This window comes from Oceanithermus desulfurans (assembly GCF_014201675.1).
GTDB lineage: Bacteria > Deinococcota > Deinococci > Deinococcales > Marinithermaceae > Oceanithermus > Oceanithermus desulfurans.
In genome coordinates this window covers 1-17,283 of record NZ_JACHEZ010000012.1, presented here as the reverse complement: position 1 = coordinate 17,283, position 17,283 = coordinate 1, and the positions used below count along the sequence as shown (strand labels likewise).

Sequence of the window (17,283 nt, the reverse complement as noted above, 5' to 3'; positions counted from 1 at the left end):
GGTCGCGCTACGGCCCCAGCCGGTTCAGCTCGTCGCGGGCCGGGCCGTATCCGGGGTAGCTGCGCAGCAGGAAGCGCAGCGTGCTGCGGGCCTCCTTCACCCGCCCCAGGCGCTCGAGCGCACGCGCCTGCCAGTAGATGGCCTGGGGCTTGAGCGGGCTCTCGCTCCCCAGCTCCAACTGGGCGCGGCGGAGGAGGGCGAGGGCCTGCTCCGGCGAGCTGGAGAGCAGGGTCAGACCCTGGAGGAAAAGGGCGCTGGCCCCCGAGCCGCTGCGCTCGGCCTTCCCGAAACCAAGCCGGGCGCGCTCCGCGTCCCCCTGGGCCAGCCCGACCGCGCCCCAGAGGAGGGCGTACTCGGGCCGGGGCGCCAGGGCGACGGCGCTGCGCAACGCCGCCCAGGCGGCGGGCCAGTTGGCGCGGGCGCTCTCGATGCGGCCCTTCTGCCAGTAGTAGGCCGCGTCTTCGAGGCCGGCCTCGCGGGCGCGCTCGAGCCAGTGCTGGGCCCGATCCAGATCACCCTCGAACAGGTAGACGTCGCTGAGCAGCCGCGCCGCGGCGACGGGATGGTCGGCGATCTGCTTCTCCAGCGCGATCTCGGCGAGGGCGTACTCGCCGCTGCGAATCAGCTGCTCGGCGTAACTGAGGGGTTCCTCGGCCGCGACCGGCGAAGCCAGCAGCAGCCCGAACAACACCAACAGCGTGATCCGCACCCGGTTCATCGGCCCCATTATGGCACCGCAAAATGAGAACCCCCGCCTGCGGGCGGGGGTTCGGCGTACGAGTTCGGGATTAGAACTCGACGGAGTAGCTGACCTTGAAGGCCTGGCCGTGGGTGGTGTTGCCGCCGTTGTTGACGACGGCGTCGATGTAGGCGAACTGCATGCCTTCGTAGGTCCACTCGAAGAAGTAGCCGGTCAGGCTGCCGTTCGTGGTGCCGGTCGAGGACCAGACGCGGTCGTCGGCGGGGTTGAACGGATCGAGCAGCTGAGCGTCGGCAAGCAGCACGCTGGCGACGTTGGCCGCGGTGTAGCTGGCGTAGCCGCCCTTGAGGCTCGAGCCGAAGACGAAGTCGCCGAGCTCGAGGCCCACGCCGTACTTCATTTCCGAGGTCGTGCCGGTGGTGCGGCTGACGAAGTCACCCATCAGGGTCGGCTTGAAGACCACGCCGAGCTCGCCCACCTTGACCTGGGCACCGTACTTGATGGTGGTGTCCCCAGGGTTGGGCATGTGGTAGCGGAACATCGGGTGGATGCCCACGACACCGAACTTGGCGTCGAAGTCGCCGTACACCTGAATGTCGGTGTTACCGCTAACGGTGTACGCCTTGTACTTGGCCGTCAGGTTGAGGCCGCTGATCAGGGCGTTCTCGCTGGCGCCGTCGTGGCTCAGGCTGGCACCGTAGGCCGACTCGCCCTCGGTGGTGGGCAGCGGACCGTCCACCGCCGCGCCGCCCAGGGTGGCCAAGCTGTAGAAGGCCTCGAGGGTGAAGCCCTTCATCGGGCCGATGGCGGCGCTACCGCCGTAGGTCACCTCGTCGTTGGTCGGGTCGGTGGCGTCGGCGTTGTAGTAGTCGTAGTTGCCCTTGAGGGTGATGACGCTCAGCTTGGCCTCGGCCGCCGCGCCGTACTTGTCGACCTGCGAGGTGGCGGTGCCGGCGAAGTCGGTTTGGTGGTCGTAGTAACCGCTGACGCTGAACGCGCCCAGCTCGGCCGCGGCGTCGAAGCCGTAGCCCTTCTGGTCGTCACCGAAGGGGGCGCCGTTGATGGTGTTGCCGCTGGAATCTTCGCTCTGGTAGCCCGCGGTGTCCACGTCCTGGGAGACGCCGGCGAAGTCAGGGTCGATGGCGCGGTAGTTGGCGTTGGCCTTGAACTTGCCGTCGCCCAGGTTCAGCCCGCCCTTGAAGTACATGACGCTGGCGGGGGTGCCGTTGTTGCTCATGTCGTACTCGCCCTCGAGGCTGAGGGGGCCGAAGCTGGCGGTGGCGTGACCACCGTAGACGGTGTTCGAGTAGGCGGGACCGTAGACGTCGGCGGCTTCCTGCACGGCGTAGGCGGCGATCGAGAAGTTCTCGAAGCTCTTGCCGGCCATTACGCCGCGGTAGTAGCGGTTGTCGCCGTTGACGGTGTCGGCGTCGCCGGTCGAACCGTACACGCCGGTGATGTCGAGGATGCCCTTGTACTCGACGACGTAGCCGGTGCCGCGGCTGTAGTAGTCGTTATCAAAGACGTACTCGGTGAAGTGGGCCTTCGGCTGACGCGCCAGGGTGATCATCAGCGGGTCGTTGCCCACGGTGAAGCTGGTGCGCACGCCGCTGACGTCCCAGAAGCCGCCGGTGGTGCCGGTGTAGCTGCCGCCGCTGACGTCCCAGGTGCCGTCGATCTCGATGCCCTTGATCGTCAGGCCCGCGGCGTCGACTTTGTAGGCGTTGGGGAAGAGCAGCTTCAGGGTCAGGCTCGAGCTCCAGGTGCCTTCCTGCTGGAAGCCGGGGCCCAGGTCTTCCTTGGCCGCCACGTCGCCCTTGTCGGTGGTCGCTTCACCGGTGCTGAAGGAGGTGGCGAAGAGGCGGTCGGCGTCGAAGTCTTCGAGGCCGCCGTCGAGCACGCGGAAGACCGAGTACTCACCCGAGATGCTGCCCGAGACGGTGAACTGGTAGAACTTCAGGCCGTTCACCTGGTCCTGCAGGTCGCCCACGTTGGCTTCGAGGGCGCTGACCTTGTTCGAGACGTTGACCAGGTCGCCGCGGATGGCGGTGACGTAGTCACGCACCGACTGCACGTCGTCCTTGGTGGCGACGCCCGAGAGGTCGGTCATGCCCGAGGCCTTCTCCAGGGCGGTCACGCGGTCCTGGAGGCTGAGGACGTCCTGGTTGAGCAGCACGGCCAGCTCGTTGAGGGCCTTGATGCTGTCGGCGTTGGCCGAGGCCTGCGCGCCCACGGCGTCCACCTTGCCCTCGAGGGCCTGCACCTGAGCCAGCGCGGTGTCGGCGGCGATGGCCGCGGCTTCCACGCGGTCGGCGAGGTCCTTGAGCGCGGCGCCGCTGGCGCCTTCACCCGAGGGCATGCCCTTGAGCTCGGCGATCATTTTCTCGAGGCGGGCCACGTCGCTCTTGGAAGCGGCGTTGTCCTCGAGCGCGCTCACGCGTACGCCCAGGGAAGCCAGTTCGGCAGCGAGCTCCTGAACCGCGTTGCGGAGGGCGGTGATGGTTTCCTGGTCCATCGCGCCCATCTGGCCCGGCTCCAGCTTCTGGAGCAGGCGGTAGATGATCATCGCCGCCTGATAACGGGTCAGGTTCTCGTTACCACGGAAGGTCCCGTCGGGGAACCCGAGGATGATCCCCTCGGCCGCGATCTTCTCCACGGCTTCCTTGGCCCAGTGCCCGGCGGGTACGTCCGAGAACTGCGCCGAGGCGAAGCCCATGGAGAGCACGGTCAGGAGACCGGCCAACAAAATGACTGCTTTCTTCATACCTACACCTCCTAAGGTGTTTGCCTATGTCGCGCGGGAGGTGTACGGCTCGGGGCGAGTTGCCGTGTTTCCTCTCCCGAATCAAGGCGTCGCCCGCGCGGGAGCCCCCCGTTCACCCGTGACCCCGCGAACGGGGTTAAACACGACCGTAACGGGGTGCATCCAACACGCATCCTAATGGCGCGCTCATGCCGCTGTCAAGCGAAATTTCTTCATGCACGGCCGCGCCGACGGTATACTTTGGGGGCGATGCGGGCAGGTCGCGGAAAGGGGGTGGATCAGCAGGTCTTCGGGGAGCGCAGGGAGTGCGTACAGCACGCACTTTACGAGGTGGTGGACCCCCACGGGGGATAACCGGCAGAGCGCCGGGAAAGATCGAACGGTTCCGCGGATGCCACCAGGGCCGGCCCGGCCCTCCCGACCCAAAAGGAAGCCGAAGGGGAAAGCCCGCGCCGCGAGGCGGGGACAACCCGAGGCAGGGCACGTGCAGAAAAATCGAGCGGACACGCGACTGCGTGAGCGAGAAAAACATCACATGAAGACGTTCCCAGCTTCGGCTGGGTTAGGAGGACGCATGTGCGGCATCGTAGGCTACGTAGGCTTTAAAAACGCCACCGACGTGTTGATCGACGGGCTCAGGCGGCTCGAGTACCGCGGGTACGACTCGGCCGGCGTGGCCGTCAAGACGAACGGGCAGCTGGAGGTTCGCAAGAAGGCGGGTAAGCTGGCGCGGCTGGTGGAGGTGCTGGAAGACGAGCCCCTCTCGGGCCACCTGGGCGTCGGCCACACCCGCTGGGCCACCCACGGCCCCCCCACCGACGCCAACGCCCATCCCCACCCGGTGGAGGACGGCTCGCTGGTCGTTATTCACAACGGCATCATCGAAAACTACCTGCCGCTGAAGGAGCGGCTGCTCGCCGAAGGGCATGTCTTCCAGAGCGACACCGACAGCGAGGTGCTGGCCCACCTGATCGAAAGCCACTACGCCAGCGACCTGGAAGCCGCGGTGCGCGCGGCGCTCGCCGAGGCCGAAGGAGCCTACGCGCTGGTGGTGGCCCACAAGGACCACGACGAACTCGTGGTGGCCCGCACCGTCAGCCCGCTGGTGATCGGGCTGGGCGAGGGCGAGAACTTCGTGGCCTCCGACGTGCCCGCGCTGCTCCCCTACACCCGCCGCGTCATCTTCCTGCACGACGGCGACATGGCCGTCGTGGGTAAGGACGGCGTGCGGGTGATGGACCTCGAGGGCCACCCGGTGACGCGCGAGGCCAGCGAGGTGGACTGGGACGTGGAGGCGGCCGAGAAGGGCGGCTACCCCCACTACATGCTCAAGGAGATCTACGAGCAGCCCTGGGTGCTGGAAAACACCCTGGGCGGCCGCTTGCACGAGGAAAGCGCGAACGTCGAGCTGGGGCTCGACCTCGACCTCACCCGCTTCGACCGGGTGCACGTCATCGCCTGCGGCACCGCCTTCTACGCCGGCTGGGTGGGCAAATACCTGATCGAGGAGCTGGCGCGGCTGCCGGTGGAGGTGGACGTGGCCAGCGAGTACCGCTACCGCAACCCGGTGGTGGACGAGCGCACGCTGGCCGTCGTGATCAGCCAGTCGGGTGAGACGATCGACACCCTCGAGGCGCTGCGCGAGGCGAAGCGGCGCGGCGCCGCCAGCCTGGGCGTGATCAACGTCAAGGGCTCCTCGATCACCCGCGAGACCGACGCGACGCTCTACATCCACGCCGGCCCCGAGATCGGGGTGGCCTCGACCAAGGCCTACGTGGCCATGCTGGCGGCGATGGAGATGCTGGCCCTCGCCCTGGGGCGGGCGCGCGGCACCCTCGACGCCGAGACGGCCCGGGGGCTTTTGGGCGAGCTGCGCAAACTTCCCCGCCTCGTCGAGGAAGCCCTGGAGCGCCGGCCCGTCGTGGCCCACGTGGCCGAGAAGTACCACCAGGCCACCGACTTCTTGTTCCTGGGCCGGCACGTGCAGTCGCCCACGGCCTACGAGGGGGCCCTCAAGCTCAAGGAGATCAGCTACATCCACGCCGAGGCCTACCCCGCCGGCGAGATGAAGCACGGCCCCATCGCCCTCATCGACCCCCGGCTGCCCGTCGTGGTGCTGGCCACCCGGGGTCCGCTCTACGAGAAGACGCTCTCCAACATCCAGGAGGTGGCCGCGCGCGGCGGCCGCGTAGTCGCCGTGGCCACGGACGGCGACGAGGGCATCCGCCGGCACGCCGAGGACGTGATCTACGTCCCCGAGGTGCACCCGCTGCTGGCTCCGATCGTCAGCGTGGTGCCGCTGCAGCTCCTGGCCTACGAGACCGCGGTGCTGCTGGGCCGCGACGTGGACCAGCCGCGCAACCTGGCGAAGAGCGTGACGGTAGAATAGGTTTGGTGCTCTACACGCCGGATTTTCTCGAGTTCCTTGCGGCCTTGAACCGCCACGGGGTGCGCTACCTGATTATCGGAGGGTACGCCGTGGCCTTCCACGGCTACCCCCGCGCCACCAAGGACCTGGACCTCTGGCTCGAGGCCACGCCAGCCAGCGCCGAGAGGACCTTGCAGGCCTTACGCGAGTTTCTTGGCGAAACTCTGGGACTGGAAGTTTCCGACTTCCTCACCCCCGGCGTGATTCAACTGGGCTACGCCCCTAACCGCATCGGTCTGGTGGTACTCCCCGACGTTTGCCGAGGCCTTCGCGCGCGCCCGGGAAACACGGGCTGGCGGCATCCCCGCACGCGTGGTGAGCAAGGAAGACCTGCTGGCGCTCAAGCGGGCGTTCGGCCGGACCCAAGATCTTGCCGACGTGGACGCCCTGGAGGAAGAATGAAGCGCATCGTGCCCGTCGCCCGCAAGCGCAGCCTGGCCGAGGCGCGCAAAGGCGAGCGCGCCGAATGGCTGCGGCTCAGCCCCGAGGAACGCTGGCGGGCGGTGGAGGAAATGCGGCGCGTCTGGTGCCGCGCCCAAAACCCCCCATGCAAGCTCGGAAAGGTGGAGCCGGTGGCGCGCAAGCGGCCGTTACGTGAAGGATCGGGCCGCACTTAGGCAACCGCCCCTACCAGGGGCGGTTGCTTTTTCGGGGGTAGCGACAGGGGCCGCGTTACGGCTGCACATGGAAGTTTTCACCGTCAATGTCGGCGAAAGTATTGGACGTTCCAATGTCGGAATTGTAGGTCGTTTCCTGAGCCACCGAGATGCCGTGGCCGGCGGAGTGCTGGATGGTGCTGTTCTTGACCTCGATCCACTGGCTCGAGGCGTTGCCCGAGCTGGTCACGACGATGTTGGCGCTCAGTTCGGGGTCGGTGTCCGCGCCGCCGTACTCGACGGTGACGTAGTGCAGTACGTTGTTCGTGCTGCGGGTGTCGTCGAAGACGAGGCCGTACCAGTAGCCCTTCACCGGCTGCAGCGCGGTAAAGACGATGGGTTCGCTCGCCGTGCCGACCGCATGGATCGCGCCGCTGGGGCCGTCGGCTTCGAGCCCGCCGTCCTGTTGGAAGACGAGCGTGGTGCCCGGGGCGATCGTGAGCAGCTCACCGTCACCGACGGTGGCGTAGCCGTGAACGAGATACGGCACGTTCAGCCGCTGCCAGGTCTGGGTAGGAACCGCGGTGTAGCCTGCGCCCACGTAGACGTAGTCGTGGCCCGCGTCGTTGCCGCCGAAGTCGTTGCTGGCGTCCAGGTGGCCCACCTTGTTCTCGTAGATGGCGATGGGGCCGGCGGCGTTCTGAGTGAGGGTGTTGTGGGCAAAGTCGCCGTCGGGACTGGAATCGGCGCCGAAGTAGGCGTCGTAGGCCATGAAGACGCCGAAACCTTCGCTTTCGCGCACCACGGTGTAGGTCATCTTGGTGCGGGCTTCTTCTTCCAGCTCGACGGCGGCGCGGTAGTTCCCGAAAGCGCCGCCGTCCCAGCGCTCGTCGGCGCCGGCGTACTCGATCTCAACGTACTTGAGCTCGTTGTCGAAGCTGTTCGCGAAGCTCTGGAAGACGACGCCGTTCCAGTAGCCGCGCGTCTTGGAAGCGCCCGTGAACAAGATCTTGTCGGACGCGGTGCCGACGGCGACCAGCGCCCCGTGGCCGCTCACGTAGAGGCCGGTGTCCTGGGCGAACTCGAGCGTGGTGCCGGGCTGGATCACCAGCTTTCCGGGTTCCTCGACGTAGAGGTCGCCGGTCACGTGGTAGGGGCTGCAGGCCGAGGGGGTGAGCGTGACCTGGGTGTCGATCGTGCCGCTCAGGTTGCAGCCCGTTACGCCGCCGCCCCCGCCGCCGCCTCCGGGCCCGCAGGCGGCGAGCGCCAGCAGCGCGAGGGTCAGTGCCGTGATCTTGAGCTTCATGCTGCACCTCCGCTCTGAGGGTAGGCCGGCCAGCGTCACAACCGCGTCACAAAACGTCGCGCCGCCCGGAGGCGGCGCGCGGTCTTCACGGGGGATTAGGCGTTCACGCGGCGGCGCTTGCCGCGCGGCCGCTCGTGGCGCCGCGCCGGGGCCGGGGCGGCCTTGACCTTGGTGGCCGGCCGCACCCGCAGGCCCTGCACCGCCTCCAGCCGCTCCAGCTCGCCGGCGCGGACGTCGGCGTAGGCGACGCCGCCCGCGAGCTGGATGCGCCCGATGTCGGAGAAACCGGCGCGCTTGAGCACGGCGACGACCTTGCCGGTCGAGAGCTGCGGGGCCTCCAGCTCCAGGGTGCGCCAGCCCTCGTCGCCGGTGAGGAGGCTGCGCGGTTTCGGCGCACCCCCCAGGAGCATGGCCAGCAGGCCGGCCAGCGACTCGACGTCCTCGCGCCCGATCCAGGCCTGGGCGACCTCGCGCCAGACGGCGCGGTCTTCCTCGGACTGCGCGGCGGCGCGGCGCAGCAGCCCGGCGATCTTGGCCTGCTGCACCTCCTCGGGGGCGGGGGCGCGGCCGTGCTCGAACCTGCGCCCGACGGCGCGCTCGAGCTGCCCCAGTTCGCGACGCTCGCGGCTCGAGTGGAAGATGATCACGGTGCCGCTGCGGCCGGCGCGGCCGGTGCGGCCGGAGCGGTGCTGGTAGGACTCGGCCCGCTCGGGAAGGCGGAGGTGGACGACCAGGTCCACCTCGGGGATGTCGAGGCCGCGCGCCGCCACGTCGGTGGCAACGAGAACGCCCACCTGGCCGCTGCGGAAGCGGCCGACGGAGCGCTCGCGCTGGGTCTGGTTGAGGTCGCCGTGCACCGCCTCGGCGGCGTGCCCCCGGGCGGTGAGCGCCCGGGCCACCTCGTCGGCCTCCTTCTTGGTGCGGGTGAAGACGATGGCACGCTCGGGCCCGTGCGCGTGCAGCAGGTCCGAGAGCGCGCTCATGCGCGCCGAGGGCGAGGCCTCGATGGCGATCTCGCGGTAGCTGACCTCTTCGTCCTTCACGACGTTGACGACGGCCGGCTGTTTCAGGTGGCGCCCCACCAGGCGCTTGGCCCAGCCGGGCAGGGTGGCCGAGAACATCAGGGTCTGGCGTTGGGCGGGGTTGGCCCCCAGCAGGGTCTCCACGGCCTCTTCGAAGCCCATCGAGAGCATCTCGTCAGCCTCGTCGAGCACGGCGACGCGTACCTGCGAAAGGTCGAGCACCCCCCGGTTCAGGTAGTCGATGGCGCGGCCGGGCGTGGCCACCACGACGTCGGCCCCGCGCTTCAACGCCGCCGCCTGGCTGCCGTAGCCGGTGCCGCCGTAAACGGTGACGATGCGCAGGTGCGGCGCCACCCACTCCAGCTCGCCGGCCACCTGCAACGCGAGCTCGCGCGTGGGCGCGAGGACGAGGGCGCGGGGCGCGCGGCCCGGCGTGCGCGAGGGCTCGAGCCGCTCGGCGATCGGCAGCGCGAAGGCCAGCGTCTTGCCGGTACCGGTGCGCGCCAGCCCGAGGACGTCGCCGCCCGCGAGCGCGGTGGGAAGGGCTTCGTTCTGAATGGGGGTGGGGGTGGTGATGCCTTTTTCTTCGAGCGCGGCCAAGGCCTGCTCGCTGAGTCCTAGTTCTCTAAACATGCTGTTCCTTTCCGGGGCCCCGCCCATGCCCCGTCCAGGAACCTCGGGTGGGTTTTGCCCGCAAACTTGTTAATTCTATACGCATCGCGAGCGTAAGTCAAGCCTCCGTATAATCAGGTCGTGACGCGCGCGGTCCGCCTCCCTCTCGCTCAGCTCGCCGCCGGCGGGCGGTTCGAGCTGCCCGGCTGGCCGGGGATGGAGGTGCGCCGGCTGACCGCCGCCCAGACGCACGGCGCGGGCCGCGCCCTCTACCTGCTCGTCGCGGGGGAGCTGCTCGTCGACCTGCCCGACGGGCGCTACCTGCACCTGCGGCCCGGCGAGGCGGCCGAGGTGGACGGCGCGCACGTGCTCAGCCCGATCGAGGAAGCGGTGGTGCTCGCGTGGAAGCCCTCCTCCTAGGGGCCGCCCTGGGCCTGAGCGCGGGCCTCAGCCCCGGCCCGCTGCTCGCCCTGGTGCTGCGCGAGGCGGTGCGGAAGGGTGCGCACGCGGGCATGCTGGCGGCGACGGCGCCGCTGCTCAGCGACAGCTGGGTGGTGGCGCTCGCCTGGTGGGCGGGCGGCGCGCTCCCGGCCGCGGCGCTCCGGGCCCTGCAGCTGCTCGGCGGGCTTTACCTGCTGCGCCTCGGCTACGCGGGCCTGCGCCCCGCGCCCTCCGCCCCGGCGGCTCCCGCGCCCGCCGCCGAAAGCCTGCGTGCGGCCGTCGTCATGAATCTGACGAACCCACACATGTACCTCTTCTGGTTCCTGGTGGGAGCGCCGCTGCTGCAGCGGCTGGGCACGGGCGCCTGGTGGTTTCTGCTGGGCTTCTTCCTGTCGATCGTCGGCAGCAAGGCCGTGCTGGCCTGGCTGGCGGCGCGCATGCACCGCAGCGCCGCGCAGCAGCTGCTGGTCCGCCTGGGCGACCTCGCGCTGCTGGGGCTGGGCCTCTACCTGATCGCGACGGCCTGGACTAGTCGTGGCTCGACTTGAGGGTATCCCAGGGGAACTCGTCGAGGGGGTAGAAGCGGTCGGCCTGCTGGGCGAGGCGGTAGGACGAAAGTGCGTGGAAGGTGGCGTTCTCGACCTGCATCCCCATGTCCTGAATCACCCGCACCACCTCGGCGAAGTCGCCGTCGCCGCTGACCAGCACCCCCACGTCGTAGGCGCGGGCGTAGGCGAGGCGCAGCATGTCGACGGCGATCTGAATGTCCACGCCCTTCTCCACGAAGGTGTCGCCGCGGCGCTCGAGCCGTCCCAGCCGCACCGAAACGTAGGGCACGCGCTTGAGGTAGTTGAGGAAACTTTGGTGCGCGCGGCTGGCGGCGTCTTCGGTGGGCAGGGGTGCGTTGTAGTAGTAGGCCCTGAGCAGCTTGCGGCCGGCGACCAGGGTCTCGATGAACTTGACGAAATCGAGCCGGTACTCCGAACCCAGCGTGGAGACCAAACCTTTATAGAGGTTGCTGCCATCGATAAATATGGCTACGCGTTCCATACCGCCCCCTAACTTGATAACCCGCGCGGCCCGGGCCGCATATCGGGGATCCCATCCTTACTCTACCGTGTTTTGCGAATGAGTTTCGTGGGCGGCGCGGCGGCACCTTTGGTCGCAGCGACGCGGTCAGGAAGGGTTAGCGGCTGGCGCTCAGGCGGTAGGAGGTCAGCACCGTGTGGGGGTAGTAGTAGGCCAGGATCTCGCGGTAGTTCCAGCCGCGCTTGGCGAAGCCGCGCGCGCCCCACTGGCTCATCCCCACCCCGTGGCCGGAGCCGCGCCCGCTGAAGGACCAGCCCGAGAGGGTGGCCAGCGTCGAGGGGAGGCCCAGCGCCCTCAGGAAACGGGCCGACTTGGGCGTTTCCAGGACGATGCGCGCGCTCGTCCCCACGACCTCCAGGCGGGTGATGCGGCCGCTGGGGCCCTTGTCCAGCACCTTCATCGACTGCACCGCGCCGGGGCTGTAGCCCAGGTCCTGCAACGCCCGCTGCACCTGGCGCGGGCTGACCTGCACGCGCCAGCGCTTGGCCAGCGACCAGGGGTCGTCGCGGGCCTGCAGGTAGGGGATGGCGCCGCCCCAGACCTCCTCGGCGGCGGCCGTGGTTCCGCCCGAATCGGCGTGGTAGACGGCCGAGATGGGCTTGCCCCGGTAGGCGAGGATGCGCCCCGCGGTGGCGCGCACCGCCTCGGTGTGGCGCGGGGTCTCGGCCCCCAGGCCGAGGTAAACCTGGCAGCGGGCGGTGTCGCAGAGGTCGTAGTAAGGGTTGGACCCCAGCCGGCTGAGCGTGTAGGTGCGCGCCAGGATGGCCTGGGCCTGCAGCACCTCGAAGGGGAAGGAGGCGGGCACCTCGCCGGGGAGGACGCCCTGGAGGTAGTCCTCGAGGCCGACGCGGTTGATCAGGAGCAGCCGCCCCTCCTGCCAGACGACGCGCAGGAAGCCGCGGTAGCGGCGGTCGCCCAGGGCGAAGGCCCCCTCGCGCGGTACGAAGGAGAGGAGGTTGCCCATGTAGCCGCTGGCGGGGCAAGGGGGGTCGTCGCAGACGAGCTCGATGCCCCGGTCGCTGGCGAGCAGGCGGTAGACGCGCGGCCCCGCGTCGTCGGCGATGCGCCCGGCCCAGTTCCAGAGGCTGTGGGCGCCCTCGAGCTTTACCACGGCCAGCCCGGTCTCCTCGAGCAGGACCCGCACCGGCGGCGACTGGGCCCCGGCGCCGAGGACGAGCAGGAAAAGAATAGCGAGGAGACCGCGCTTCATACGCACTCAGTCTAGCGCAGCCCTCAGGCCTCGAGGGTCACGTGGCCGCGCGCCGGGGCCTTGCAGAGGCGCTCGAGCACCTCGGGTCCGTGCTTGAGCAGGTAGCCCAGGAAACCGTAGACCCGCTCCTGCGGCCGGCCGAGGGGGCGCAGGTGGGTGAGCAGGCGCCGGTACTGGTCGCGCACGATCCGCTTCTGCTGGAGCTCGGCAGCCAGGAGCTTGCCGCGCAGGCGCTCGATCTCGCCCTCGAGCCGCCGCTGGCTGCGCTCGAAGGCGCCGGTCAGCGTGGGGTCGAGGGCGGGCAGCGCCGCGAGCATGCGGCTGAACTCGTCCTCCACGCGCCGCAGCCCCCGCTCCAGCTCGGCCGCGGCGGTGCTCGTGCGCGCCAGCGCCTCCAGCATCGCCTCTTCGGGGGCCTCGAGGAAGGCCCAGGGGTCGAGGGTGTACTTCTCCAGGATGCGGCGCACCGGGGGCTCGAGCACCAGCCCGTGCATGCGGTCGATGACCGCCGGGGGCTCGAGGCCGTGCAGCCGGTAGACCCCGGCGAGCTGGGCCACGTAGGCCATCTCCCCCGGGCCCACGACCAGGCCCGCGGTGGGGACGACCGCGTCCTGCACCACCGGCCGCAGGCCCGCCGCAGGGGTGACGCGGGCGGGGTCGCTGCGCAGGATCGCCTTCAGATCCGCGAGCCGGTAGCTGCGCGCCCCGTCGGAGAACACCCCGTCGTCGTAGTAGAGGAGCCGGCGCCGGCCGTCCTCGCCTTCCAGGAAGACGTTGGTCGCGCCGGCCGGCCGCCCCAGCGAAGGGGGGATGCCCAGCGACTTGAGCGCCTCCCCGGCGGCGTTGATCGCCATCGACGAGGCCAGCGGGTCTTCGAGCTCGCGCTCCATCGCGGGGGCGAACAGCGGCGCCAGCTCGGGAGCCATGGGGTCGAGGGGCACGACCCCGTGCGGACCCAGGAAGGCGAGGAGCAGCCGGGCGAAGGCCTCGGCGTAGGTCCACTCGCCCTCGAGGGCGCGTTCGATCCGCTTGCGCACCCCGACGTCGCCGCCGAAGGCCTGCAAGAACTCGTGTACGCGCTCGCGGTAGGGCGCGAAGGCGACGCGCGCCACCGGAACCGCCGGGGGCAGCTCGAGGGCCAGCTCGCGGATCCGCTCGTCGGCGTCGAGGAAGTGCACCCGGCTCACTTCGGCGGTGTCGTGGTCCTGGCTCGCCACCCAGAAGAGTCCGACCACGGGACGCTCGGCGTCGTCGTAGGCGTAGGCGAGCTTCAGGGCGGAGTGGGCCTTGTAGAGGGTGAAGGCCGGGCCCGTCAGCAGCCCGGCCTGCTGCCCGGTGATCACGACACGGCTCTCGGGGTGCGCAAGCCGGCGGGCGGCCGCGAGGCTCGACTCGGGCGCCCCCAGGCGTTGCAGGTAGGCCTCGACCGCGGCGGCTAGCTCAGCCCGTGGGGCCGCGCGCTCCGCGGCGATGCGCGCGGGCAGGTCCTCGGGCCCGTACGGCAGGAAGCTGCGTAAACGTCCTTGCAAGAAGGCCGAACGTACTTTACTCACGATCCTCCCCCAGCCCCGAGGCCAGCCGGCGGACGGCCTCGGGATCCAGCACCACCACGCGGCGGTAGTTGATCTCCAACAAGTCGCGCAGGGCCAGCGCGCCCAGCGCCCGCGTCACCGTATCACGTCCGGTACCCAGGCGGTGGCTCATCTGTTCGTGGCTCAGCGGCACCTCCAGGCCCTCGCGCCCGGGGCGCATCTGCTCGACGAGCAGCGCCGCCAGGCGCGGCAGCACCTCGTGGTAGCGCCGCTCGCGGTAGCGGTCCTGGGCGCCGTGCAACCGCCTCACGATCCGCTCGAGCAGCCAGCGGCGCACCTCGGCCGAGCGCCAGGCCTCGAGCAGGCCCGGCCGTGGCAGCCGCAGGACCTGCGCCGGCGTCAACGCCTCGGCGTGGTGAGCGTAGCGCCCCTCTTCTTCCAGGGCCTCTTCCCCGAAAAGCTCTCCGGGGTCGAGCACCAGCGTGGTGACCTCACGCCCCTTGGGGCTGAGGCGGTAGAGCCGCACCCACCCCGAGGCCACCAGGTAGAGCGCCGCGGCGGGCTCCCCCTCGGCGAAGACCTCGCGGCCTGCGCGCAAGGACAGCGGCTCGAGCGCGTCGGCGAGGGCTTGGGGGAGGTCCACCGGCTCATCTGGGCGCATCCTCATCAGTCTAACCGAGCCCCCGGCCGGGACATCTGAAACTGGATACCGCGCATTCCCTGGCGTTTACTTAACTTGAGTGTTTAGGAATGAGGAGTATACCATGAGCGAATCGCGTCACCAGGTCCTGATCATCGGCGGCGGCACCGCGGGCATCACCACCGCGGCCCGCCTGACCCGCTCCGGCAAGAAGCTGGACATCGCGGTCATCGAACCGTCGGACAAACACTTCTACCAACCCTTATGGACGCTCGTGGGCGCAGGGATCGTACCTAAGGAGATCACCGTGCGCAAGGAGGCGTCGGTGATGCCCAAGGGGGTGACCTGGATCCGCGACGCCGTGGTCGAGATCGACCCCGACGCGAACCAGGTGCGCACCGCCGGCGGGCGGACCATCGGCTACGACTACCTGGTCGTGGCCCCCGGCATCCAGTACGACTGGGACGCCGTGAAGGGGCTACGGGAAACGCTGGGCAAGAACGGCGTGGTCACAAACTACACCTACGAAGCCGCCCCCAAGACCTGGGAGGCCATGAAGAACTTCGAAGGGGGGACGGCGGTCTTCACCAACCCCCTGGGCCAGGTCAAGTGCGGCGGCGCCCCGCAGAAGGTGATGTACCTCGCCGACGACTACTGGCGACGCAGCGGGGTCCGCGGCAAGACCAAGATGATCGGCGCCTTCGCCGGCACCGTCATGCTGGGGGTGCCCGAGATCAACAAGAGCCTCGAGCGCATCGTGCGCCAGCGCGATATCGAGATGCGCTTCTACCACAACCTGGTGGAGGTGCGCACCAGCCCCCAGAAGGAGGCCGTCTTCGACGTGCGCGACCCCAAGACCGGCGAGACCACCCACCAGGAGGTCATCCCCTTCGACTTCCTGCACGCCACCCCGCCCATGAAGGCCCCCGACTTCGTAGCCGAAAGCCCGCTCGCCGTGCCCGAGGGGCCCCACAAGGGCTACGTCGACGTGGACATCTACACGCTGCAGCACAAGCGCTACCCCAACGTCTTCTCGCTCGGCGACGCCGCCGCCCTGCCCACCGCCAAAACCGGCGCGGCGGTGCGCAAACAGGCGCCCAAGCTGGTCAAGAACCTGCTCGCGGTCATGGAGGGCAAGCCCGCCGAAGCCAAGTACAACGGCTACTCCTCCTGCCCCATCGTGACCGCGCGCGGCCGCGTCCTCCTGGGCGAGTTCCTCTACGACAACAAGTACAAACCCACCTTCGTCTTCCTCGACCAGACCAAGGAGCGCTGGGACATGTGGTTGCTCAAGCGCTACGTGCTGCCGCCCCTCTACTGGTACGGCATGCTCAAGGGCCTGGCCTGATCCCCGTCGCCTCCTTTCCGCAAGACCGCCGCCCCCTCGGGCGGCGGTCTTGTCAGCAGCAGAAGAGGGGGTTCGGGTTCTGGGGCACCAGGCCGCGCGCCTCGGCGCGGGCGAAGAGCTCGCGCACCGCGGCCTCGCCCTCCTCCCCCACGTCGAGCGAAAACTCGTTCACGTAGGTGCGGATGTGGGCCCGCGTCACCTCGTCCGAAAGCTCGTCGGCGTAGCGGCGCACGTAGTCCATGGGCTCGTCCGGGTGGGCGTAGGCGTAGGCCAAACTCGCCCGCACCGCGTCGTTGACCGCGCGAATCGTCGCGTCGCCCAGGTCGCGGCGCGCCAGGATGGCCCCCAGCGGCAGGGGCAGGCCGGTCTCCCCTTCCCACCACTCGCCCAGGTCGAGAAGCTTTTCCAGGCCGTGCTCGGGGTAGGTGAAGCGCGACTCGTGAATGATCAGCCCTGCGTCCACCTCGCCCGCGGCCACCGCGGGCATGATGCGGTCGTAGCGCAGCTCCACCGGCTCGAAAGCCCCCTCGCCCAGCAACAGCGAAAGCAGCAGGAAGGCGGTGGTGTAGCGGCCCGGATGGGCGATGCGCGCCCCGGCGAGCTCGACCGGGCCGCGGGCCACCACCAAGGGGCCCACCCCCCGGCCCAGCGCCCCGCCGGCGCGCAGGGCCACGTAGCCCTCGCGCAGGTGGCCGTAGGCGGCGTAGCTGATCTTGGTGAGCTCGAGCCGTCCTTCGAAGGCCCAGCGGTTGAGCGTCTCCACGTCCTCCAGCACCTCCTCCACCGGCTCGGGCGCGGCCACTTTGCCGCGGGCGAGGGCGTAGAAGATGAAGGTGTCGTTGGGGCAGAGCGAGTAGCCCAGCTTCATGCCCCCAGGCTACCCGAAGCCGCTATCCTGGGGGCATGAGCGAAAACGAGCCGCGCGGCCCCGTCTACCTGAGCGAGGACCGGATCCAGGCCCGGGTGGCCGAGCTGGCCGAGGCGATCACCCGCGACTACGCCGGCAGGACCCCCCACCTGATCGCGGTGCTGAACGGCGCGTTCATCTTCATGGCCGACCTGGTGCGCCGGATCGAGCTCCCCCTCACCCTCGACTTCATGGCCGTGGCCAGCTACCAGGGCACCGAGAGCTCGGGCGAGGTGGAGCTGATCAAGGACCTAAGCCAGCCCATCGGCGGACGCGACGTGATCGTGGTGGAGGACATCGTGGACACCGGCATCACCCTCGAGTACCTGCTCGACTACCTGCACGCCCGCAAGCCCGCGAGCTTGAAGGTGGCCGCGCTGCTTTCCAAGCCGGCACGCCGCCTGCGCGAAGTGCCGGTGGACTACCTGGGCTTCGAGATCGAAAACGCCTACGTCTACGGCTACGGCCTCGACCGCGACCAGCTCGACCGCAACCTGCCCTACATCACCTCGCTTCCGGCCGGTTAATCCGTCCTCGAGCCGACGAAGGCCGGGATGGGGCCACGACGCCAAGATCCCCGATCCCGGCACTTTGCGCCGCGTCGGGGATGACGAACAATAGGGCGGGTGGTCGGTCACGGCATGGACCCCGGCTCGCGGGCGCAAGGCGCCCTTGGCCGGGGAATCGT

Annotated in this window: 15 protein-coding genes; 6 read left to right on the top strand and 9 right to left on the bottom strand. The window is 69.5% G+C overall.

Annotated features, from left to right (window positions below; genetic code table 11):
* Positions 1-7: 7 nt before the first annotated feature.
* Together HNQ05_RS11735 and HNQ05_RS11730 are read right to left on the bottom strand one after the other, a co-directional pair.
* Entirely contained in the window at positions 8-718 is a 711-nt protein-coding gene (locus HNQ05_RS11735) for a tetratricopeptide repeat protein (RefSeq protein ID WP_147148759.1), read from the bottom strand.
* A 70-nt stretch (positions 719-788) separates the two neighbouring features.
* The gene (locus HNQ05_RS11730; protein WP_147148761.1) at positions 789-3,464 is read right to left on the bottom strand and encodes an S-layer homology domain-containing protein; all 2,676 of its coding nucleotides are present in this window, start codon (positions 3,462-3,464) and stop codon (positions 789-791) included.
* A 574-nt stretch (positions 3,465-4,038) separates the two neighbouring features.
* Between HNQ05_RS11730 and glmS the strand changes: the two genes are divergently transcribed.
* Entirely contained in the window at positions 4,039-5,853 is a 1,815-nt protein-coding gene (gene glmS / locus HNQ05_RS11725) for a glutamine--fructose-6-phosphate transaminase (isomerizing) (protein ID WP_147148763.1), read from the top strand.
* Positions 5,854-6,290: 437 nt separating this feature from the next.
* Entirely contained in the window at positions 6,291-6,509 is a 219-nt protein-coding gene (locus tag HNQ05_RS11715) for a hypothetical protein (RefSeq protein ID WP_147148765.1), read from the top strand.
* A gap of 55 nt (positions 6,510-6,564) precedes the next feature.
* Here HNQ05_RS11715 and HNQ05_RS11710 read toward each other — a convergent pair whose 3' ends face one another.
* Both HNQ05_RS11710 and HNQ05_RS11705 read right to left on the bottom strand, forming a co-directional pair.
* Positions 6,565-7,794: a beta-helix domain-containing protein gene (locus tag HNQ05_RS11710; RefSeq protein ID WP_147148767.1), complete on the bottom strand. Its 1,230-nt coding sequence runs from the start codon at positions 7,792-7,794 to the stop codon at positions 6,565-6,567.
* Positions 7,795-7,889: 95 nt separating this feature from the next.
* Positions 7,890-9,449 carry a DEAD/DEAH box helicase gene (locus tag HNQ05_RS11705; RefSeq protein ID WP_246104134.1) on the bottom strand — a complete coding sequence of 520 codons (1,560 nt, stop codon included), beginning with the start codon at positions 9,447-9,449 and terminating at the stop codon, positions 7,890-7,892.
* Between the two features lie 120 nt (positions 9,450-9,569).
* Between HNQ05_RS11705 and HNQ05_RS11700 the strand changes: the two genes are divergently transcribed.
* Together HNQ05_RS11700 and HNQ05_RS11695 are read left to right on the top strand one after the other, a co-directional pair.
* The gene (locus HNQ05_RS11700; protein WP_147148770.1) at positions 9,570-9,848 is read left to right on the top strand and encodes a cupin domain-containing protein; all 279 of its coding nucleotides are present in this window, start codon (positions 9,570-9,572) and stop codon (positions 9,846-9,848) included.
* Positions 9,830-10,417, top strand: coding sequence for a LysE family transporter (locus HNQ05_RS11695; RefSeq protein ID WP_147148772.1), 588 nt, complete (start codon positions 9,830-9,832; stop codon positions 10,415-10,417). The genes HNQ05_RS11700 and HNQ05_RS11695 overlap by 19 nt, the downstream gene beginning before the upstream one ends.
* Here the strand turns inward: HNQ05_RS11695 and HNQ05_RS11690 are convergent.
* From HNQ05_RS11690 to HNQ05_RS11675, 4 genes are all read right to left on the bottom strand, one after another.
* Entirely contained in the window at positions 10,398-10,919 is a 522-nt protein-coding gene (locus HNQ05_RS11690) for a LabA-like NYN domain-containing protein (protein ID WP_013456949.1), read from the bottom strand. The two genes, HNQ05_RS11695 and HNQ05_RS11690, sit on opposite strands and share 20 nt — an antisense overlap.
* Positions 10,920-11,055: 136 nt before the next feature.
* Positions 11,056-12,168 carry a SpoIID/LytB domain-containing protein gene (locus HNQ05_RS11685; protein WP_147148774.1) on the bottom strand — a complete coding sequence of 371 codons (1,113 nt, stop codon included), beginning with the start codon at positions 12,166-12,168 and terminating at the stop codon, positions 11,056-11,058.
* Positions 12,169-12,191: 23 nt separating this feature from the next.
* Positions 12,192-13,721, bottom strand: coding sequence for a bacillithiol biosynthesis cysteine-adding enzyme BshC (gene bshC / locus HNQ05_RS11680; protein WP_183677849.1), 1,530 nt, complete (start codon positions 13,719-13,721; stop codon positions 12,192-12,194).
* Entirely contained in the window at positions 13,714-14,361 is a 648-nt protein-coding gene (locus tag HNQ05_RS11675; RefSeq protein WP_183677848.1) for a Crp/Fnr family transcriptional regulator, read from the bottom strand. The genes bshC and HNQ05_RS11675 overlap by 8 nt, the downstream gene beginning before the upstream one ends.
* 103 nt (positions 14,362-14,464) lie before the next feature.
* Between HNQ05_RS11675 and HNQ05_RS11670 the strand changes: the two genes are divergently transcribed.
* Positions 14,465-15,688 carry an NAD(P)/FAD-dependent oxidoreductase gene (locus tag HNQ05_RS11670; protein WP_147148778.1) on the top strand — a complete coding sequence of 408 codons (1,224 nt, stop codon included), beginning with the start codon at positions 14,465-14,467 and terminating at the stop codon, positions 15,686-15,688.
* A 52-nt stretch (positions 15,689-15,740) separates the two neighbouring features.
* Here HNQ05_RS11670 and HNQ05_RS11665 read toward each other — a convergent pair whose 3' ends face one another.
* Positions 15,741-16,556, bottom strand: a complete 816-nt coding sequence (locus HNQ05_RS11665) for a menaquinone biosynthesis family protein (protein WP_147148780.1) — start codon at positions 16,554-16,556, stop codon at positions 15,741-15,743.
* 35 nt (positions 16,557-16,591) lie between these two features.
* On the opposite strand from HNQ05_RS11665, the gene hpt reads away from it, so the two are divergent.
* Positions 16,592-17,122 carry a hypoxanthine phosphoribosyltransferase gene (gene hpt / locus HNQ05_RS11660; protein ID WP_147148782.1) on the top strand — a complete coding sequence of 177 codons (531 nt, stop codon included), beginning with the start codon at positions 16,592-16,594 and terminating at the stop codon, positions 17,120-17,122.
* The last annotated feature ends 161 nt before the right edge of the window (positions 17,123-17,283 follow it).